Origin of the sequence: Kiloniella litopenaei (assembly GCF_000982415.1) — a bacterium.
Classification (GTDB): domain Bacteria; phylum Pseudomonadota; class Alphaproteobacteria; order Kiloniellales; family Kiloniellaceae; genus Kiloniella; species Kiloniella litopenaei.
Genome location: NZ_LANI01000018.1, coordinates 194,190 through 200,520, shown reverse-complemented (window position 1 = coordinate 200,520; position 6,331 = coordinate 194,190). Strand labels below are relative to the sequence as shown.

The following is a 6,331-nucleotide window of genomic DNA, read 5'->3' as shown; positions in this document are numbered from 1 at the left end:
GCAAATCTTTCTGCCTCTCAATGTATAAGGGCGCCTTATAAGGCGCCCTTTGATTTAAATATCCCATTTAAGAGATTATTCAATCAGGCCATCAGCCCAAGATTTGTGATCAACACGTGCCTGCTCTGGTGCTTGCACACCCAGATTAGCCATCAACTGACCGCTAAGAGCAAGAATACGATATGAAGCAAGCTGTTCATTTGTCATTGCAGAAATCAACTGTCCACGTGAAGTGAAAAGCTCATTTTCAGCATCAAGCACGTCAAGCAATGTACGTTGTGCTACATCGAACTGATCACGATATGAGTCACGTGTTTCTGTGTTGTACTGAACGGAAGATGCCAAGTCAGTTACAGACTGACGGTTTGCTTCCAGAGCAAACCAAGACTGACGCATTTCACGCTGAGCATCAACAACGGAGCTATAACGCTGGTTTTTGCTTTCAGACAAACGAGCCAAAGCTTCCTGTCTAGCAGCACGATCAATCCCACCACGGAACAAGTTCCAACGCAAGCGAAGCATTACAGAGTTGTTTTGCTCATAAGAACCTGGTGTCGCATCAAATTCATCACGATGCTCTGTTGATGCTTCCAAGTTTACTGATGGGTAGAAAGGAACTTCAGAAAGCTCAACTTCTGCTTCAGCAGTACGAACATCTGCTTCGAAAATACGAATTGTAGGGTTACTGTTTACAGCAAGATCGACAGCTTCATCCAAACCACCAGGCAGTTCAGCAGAGAATGCTTCTGGCGTATCCAGATCTTCTGGGAAGTGACCGACGATACGTGTATAGTTAGCTTCCGCATCACGAAGATCGTTGTAAGTCGTGGTTAGTGTGTTTCTGGCACGTGCCGCACGGGCTTCAGCCTGAGAAACATCGGCACGACTTCCGCCACCACCAGCAAGACGTTCTTGCAGGTTAGCAACAATATCGATGTGGATCTGTAGGTTGTTTTTAGCCAAGTCAAGCAGCTCACGCTGTCTCAAAACTTCTAGATACGCGCCAATTGCATCAAGAGCGAGAAATTCAGCATTTTCCTGTACGCGATTAGCAGCAGATTCTACTCTGGCCTTTTCACGTTCAACTGTTGCACCAGCTTCGAAGCCATCGAAGATACGCTGTTGCAGAGTGATAGAAGCATCAGTGGGATTAATCACATCGTGCTTACCAGTACCACCACCAGCACGAGACGTTGAGTCATCGTTGCTTTCAATTCCAGCACCTGCAGAAAGATCAATCTGCGGAAGGTATAGGCCGCGTGCCTGACGAAGTTCTTCGTCAACAGCCTCACGATTATGAGCAACAACCCCAATATCCGGGTTTGTTGCAAGAGCTTGTGTAATTGCCTCTTGCAGAGTTACTGCCTGAGCAGAAGACATAGCTGGCACAGCAAACGCACTTGCTAGGAGTACGGTTTTAAAGCTAACTGCCAATGTTTTACCCAACTGGCGCATTGGTATTTTTCCCCCGATGCTTCCCCGTGTTCACTACGAATCACAGGCAAATAAAATGACTAATTCATAACCAACAAATAGAATACTGTGGTTCTTTTACAATCCACTGGTCTCCAATGTCAAGAATCCAATAGACACTCAGGCCATTTAGACATGCCTGTTGCAAAAAAGCCACAATCGATTTTATCCACTACACTCTAGCAGCATACATTATACTTACACCTGCCAGATACATTATAGATAAGATCTGTTGTTCTGGGCAGAACCTATAACAAAAACCAAATACCTTCAAGTTTCAATTGTGGATTTCCATTATTTTTTACACCCTATTGGTGTTTTACCCTGAACTCAAATCCCCTACCGGGCGTGTTTCTTAAACGTAAGACACCTCACCGATGAATAAATGCCCCCAATCAAAAGCAGTTCGAGGAGAAAACAAATCCGACGAAGCTGTCAACATTAACCATAATAATGTTAGCTCTTAGCAATGAGCAGTTCACTTCAAAAACCCTCTTGGCAATTAAGACAAGCCAAACGAGCATAAAGATCCCTAACAAAACAGGAAATCACATATCAAAGTTTTGAGTTATATTTGGAATTATTCGGGGAAAATTAAAATGGTGCCCAGAGGTGGATTTGAACCACCGACACGCGGATTTTCAGTCCGCTGCTCTACCAACTGAGCTATCTGGGCACCGTGGGCTTGCCAAACTCGTTGGCCGCCGATGAAGGGCTTATAGAAAATGATTCAGGCTCTGTCTAGCCCTATTACAAAGAAAATGTAAAAAAAGAGTTTTTTCTTATATTTTCAAGCTCTTAATCACAAAATTTCGTCATCATCAACATTCCCTCCTGGTCGTTCTTCGGTAGGAATCCGATAACCACCATCAAGCCAACGATTCAAATCGACATCCGCACAGCGTTTTGAACAAAAAGGCTTGTATTTTTCGACCCCTTCTCCACGACATACAGGACAGATAAGTTTACTTAGTTTTTTTTCTGACATTATTTTGCACACATGCTTCTATTCAAACACAGCATAATCACTAACATCGGCTTCAGGTTCCACAGACAAAGTGATTTTTTTTCCTATTTTTTCCTCAACATACGGTAAAGCGGCACAATCTTTCAACGACTGTATAACCATATAAGAAGCAGCAATAGATGCCTGGACATGAGATGCCTGGACATGGCTATTTCGTATATTTTCAGACCACAGCCGCCTCAAGGCCTCATATCCGACTATAGTTGGATCCTTTTCTTGCCCTAACCCACCTATACCAACAGGCCTTAGTAACAGATCCTGTAAACTCAATCCTGACCTCTTTCTTGTCAGCTCTTGCAAACCAGTCATATATAACGGCAACAATTTATGCCCGACAGAGTCATTACTGAGACATGCCTTTAAAGCGGCTTGTAGTTTCTTTTTATATTCGGCCAATTTCATATAGGGAAAATCAATAATAACTCTCCCAGCTATGTTTCTGAGCCTCAATTGCCGCGCAATTTCAGCTGCCGCCTCAAGGTTCAGGTGATAATGGAGCATTTCGACCCCACCATTGTGCTGCATAGCTCCTTTATTGACATCAATGGCGGTGAGAGTTCTTCCTTGTTCAAGTAAAAGATTTCCACCAGATGGCAGAAGAATCTCGGTCTGAAGCAATAATTCTATTTGCTCTTCAATACCGACAACTTCAAAAAGATCAGGTCGTTTTGCTGAATGCTTGAGGATAGATCCCTCAACAGACAGTGCATCAAGAGATTTCTTAACCTGCCCAGCAAGGGCGGCATCTGTGACCTCAATAAGATCAATATGCCCTTTTTGTCTCTGCAACCATGCCCCCAGCCTGTCGAAGCTCTTCACGACATGAATTTTATTAGGGATATTCTCTTTTACGAGAGCTTTCAACCGAACGCCTTTACCGTCAAAGGCTTCTCTCACGACCTCAACACATAAATATGTTCCTTCGCTTACGTTGTGCCCTCCAAGCGACTTTGGAATATTTTGAAGAGGTAAAAAACCGGATTGCCCTAGACCAATATCAACAAAAGCAGCGCCCAGCCCTTTGTCTATTCCGGCAATTCGGCCAATATACTGATTGCCTGCGACTTGCGGCTTATCATCTCGCAGAACCAGAAAATCTTCTATTTTTTCGTTCACCAAACGTGCTGCACGAATTAACCCAGGCAGATAATCTATATAGATTTCATTTGTCATTCGGCATTAAAAACCATTTCCAACCAGCATATTTGTAACTTCGGGCAGCGATAACCCGACCACATTTGTATAAGAACCACTAATCCAAGGAATAAATACCGCGGCCCCACCTTGAATAGCATAGCCGCCTGCCTTGCCCTTCCAATCGTTAGAAGCAATATAGGCATCTATTTCATTCGGGTGCAGGCATTTAAATTTCACTGCGGTCGTCACAATCTTTTTTATCACCTTGCCGTTTGGTAAAACAAGAACATGGCCAGTTATGACCCGGTGACGGCGTCCAGAAAGCAACGATAAACAGTCTCGTGCATCACATTCATCCTCTGCTTTGGGTAAAATGCGACGCCCGACAGAAACCACCGTATCCGCCGCAAGGACAAATGCACCTGCGTGACGCTCAGCTATCAGCGTACCTTTTTCCAAAGAAATTCTCTTGGCATAATCCAGAGGAAGTTCTCTATTTTTCGGGGATTCATCTATATTAGCCGGATCGATGACATCCGGCTCTAATCCCAACTGTTCCAGCAAAGCTTTTCTACGCGGAGAACCCGATGCCAATACAAATGTTGCAGAAGACTGGCGAGTAATGAGTTTCATATATACTACAATTCTTACTTTAAGGTTCAGGACAATTTCCGCCCCGTAATCCTCAAACCTTATTGGACGAGACATGTGGGCAAGGATACTTTTTTAATAACATCTAGGCTAGATAACAAAATTCCTATTCCCAAACAATGTCCTTCACCTAACGACTGACACCAAAAACAAACCAGTAAAAAACCTTTACTGATCAAAGGGAATTGTTAAGCTTTTATGTATAATTTCTGTTTTGGTTACTATCTGTTGTTCTAGTGAGGGAGAAACAATAAGCATGAAGTCGCGCTTCGCATCAATTCTGTGCGCCATGCTTTTCCTTTGCTTTCCTGCAAAAGCAGAGAAACTTGTTCTCGCCTGTAACGAATGGAAACCATTGGTCGACAGCCAACAGAAAAATCACGGCTTATTTGTTGATATTTTAAAGACTGCCGGACAACGTGTCGGTTACGATGTTGAGCATCAGATACTGCCTTGGAACAGGCTTGTTGCTCTGACTAAAAGTGGTGAAATTGATGGTATATCCTGCTCTACATTTATCGCTGAAAATCAAGACTGGGTAACCTATACGGAACAAGCTTTCTGGGTTACAGAAGTCGGATTATTTGTTCGGAATGATAGCGAAATTAAGCTCACCCAGCTTAAAAATTTGAAAAAATACACCTTTGGTGCCCTCAAAGGCGGAGCATATACCAATGTTTTACAGGGATTAATTGATGATAACATCAAGCTTGTCCCCTACCCCAAAGAAATTAACGGCATGAAGATGCTTATCGAGAAGCGGTTTGATATACTTTTTACCGGCAACATTTTGGGGAATTATATCATACAGACTCAAAATCTGGATGACGCTGACAACATCATCTATCTGGAAACACTTTTTTTAGAAGACATCCATCCAGCCATTAGCAAAAAAAGAGCCGATGCAGAGATAGTATCGGAACGCCTGAGCAAAGGTTATAAACTAATAAAAGCTGATGGCACGCTCGAAGCCTTGTTTGCAAAACACAATCTCTACCCAACGTCCTACAATGTTAAACTTACCAACTAGCATTATAAATTCGGTTTTAGATCCAGGGTAAATCGTTCTTCAATCTTCTTTTTCAGGAAATCCCTCACCTGTCTGTAGGATTCCAGTCTCGTTTCCCGGCTACCTTCGATAAGGGTCGGATCAAAAGTGTGCCAAAATTCTACATCACACGCCATTGTCCTTGTCATCTCTACCGCAGAGTGTTGAGCTTCGGGCGAAAGGCTAATAATTAGATCAAATGAGCTATCTTCAAGATCTGTGAAGTTTTTCGCACGATGCTTTGAAATATCAATACCAATTTCATCCATGACTTCGATGACAAAACCATCAATCTCTTGGGATCGCACACCAACAGAATCCACAAAGATCTTGTGACCAAGCAAATGCTTTAAAATGCCTTCGGCCATCGGAGATCTGACAGCATTATGTGTACAGGCAATAAGAACGGCGTCAGGTAGATCGCTCAACTCAGCGCCCCCTAACATGATGCAAAGCACAAATCAGGGTAAAGAGACGCCGAGCAGTATTGAAATCCATTTCAATTTTGCCCTCCAGCCTCTGCTGCAGAATTTCAGATCCCTCGTTATGTAACCCGCGACGCCCCATATCGATTGCTTCGATCTTCATGGGGCTGGCCATTTTAATGGCTTCAAAATATGTCTGACATACAGCAAAATAGTCTTTGATAACACGGCGTAATGGCGTCAAAGAAAGAATGTGTTCACACAGAAATGTGCCCCCTTCTTTATCAACTCTGAATCTAAGCCGATTTTCAACGATTGCCAAATCCAGAATATAAGGCCCGGCATCAGAACCAAAAGGCACAAAATGATTCTGTTCCAGAATGTCATAAATGGCAATCGCACGCTCTTTTTCCACATCGGGCGTACTGCGTGCCAAAGATTCCTCATCTAAACTGATATGGGAAAGATAGTGACAAGCTTTCTGTCTATCCTGTTCCATTTTCAGTCCCCCAAACACCATCGTTCGTATGACACCACTATCAACAGCAGTGATCCAATCACTATGCCAGC

Annotated in this window: 7 protein-coding genes and 1 tRNA gene; 1 reads left to right on the top strand and 7 read right to left on the bottom strand. The window is 43.2% G+C overall.

Annotated elements, in window-relative coordinates:
- Nucleotides 1-75 precede the first annotated feature (75 nt).
- From WH95_RS12770 to WH95_RS12750, 5 genes are all read right to left on the bottom strand, one after another.
- Entirely contained in the window at nt 76-1,455 is a 1,380-nt protein-coding gene (locus WH95_RS12770; protein WP_046507832.1) for a TolC family outer membrane protein, read from the bottom strand.
- A 618-nt stretch (nt 1,456-2,073) separates the two neighbouring features.
- A tRNA-Phe gene (locus WH95_RS12765) sits at nt 2,074-2,149 on the bottom strand.
- Nucleotides 2,150-2,275: 126 nt separating this feature from the next.
- Complete coding sequence (locus WH95_RS12760) at nt 2,276-2,461, bottom strand: DNA gyrase inhibitor YacG (protein WP_046507830.1); 186 nt, start codon at nt 2,459-2,461, stop codon at nt 2,276-2,278.
- An 18-nt stretch (nt 2,462-2,479) separates the two neighbouring features.
- Nucleotides 2,480-3,673 (bottom strand): ribonuclease E/G, encoded by a 1,194-nt coding sequence (locus tag WH95_RS20660; RefSeq protein WP_052742005.1) that lies wholly within the window; start codon nt 3,671-3,673, stop codon nt 2,480-2,482.
- A 6-nt stretch (nt 3,674-3,679) separates the two neighbouring features.
- Nucleotides 3,680-4,270 carry a Maf family protein gene (locus tag WH95_RS12750; protein WP_046507828.1) on the bottom strand — a complete coding sequence of 197 codons (591 nt, stop codon included), beginning with the start codon at nt 4,268-4,270 and terminating at the stop codon, nt 3,680-3,682.
- Between the two features lie 274 nt (nt 4,271-4,544).
- Here WH95_RS12750 and WH95_RS12745 point away from each other — a divergent pair, with 274 nt between their 5' ends.
- Complete coding sequence (locus WH95_RS12745; RefSeq protein ID WP_082114136.1) at nt 4,545-5,318, top strand: substrate-binding periplasmic protein; 774 nt, start codon at nt 4,545-4,547, stop codon at nt 5,316-5,318.
- 2 nt (nt 5,319-5,320) lie between these two features.
- Here the strand turns inward: WH95_RS12745 and WH95_RS12740 are convergent, their stop codons facing one another.
- Entirely contained in the window at nt 5,321-5,764 is a 444-nt protein-coding gene (locus WH95_RS12740) for an arsenate-mycothiol transferase ArsC (RefSeq protein WP_046507825.1), read from the bottom strand.
- Between the two features lies 1 nt (nt 5,765).
- Nucleotides 5,766-6,260: a UPF0262 family protein gene (locus WH95_RS12735; RefSeq protein ID WP_046507823.1), complete on the bottom strand. Its 495-nt coding sequence runs from the start codon at nt 6,258-6,260 to the stop codon at nt 5,766-5,768.
- Between the last annotated feature and the right edge of the window lie 71 nt (nt 6,261-6,331).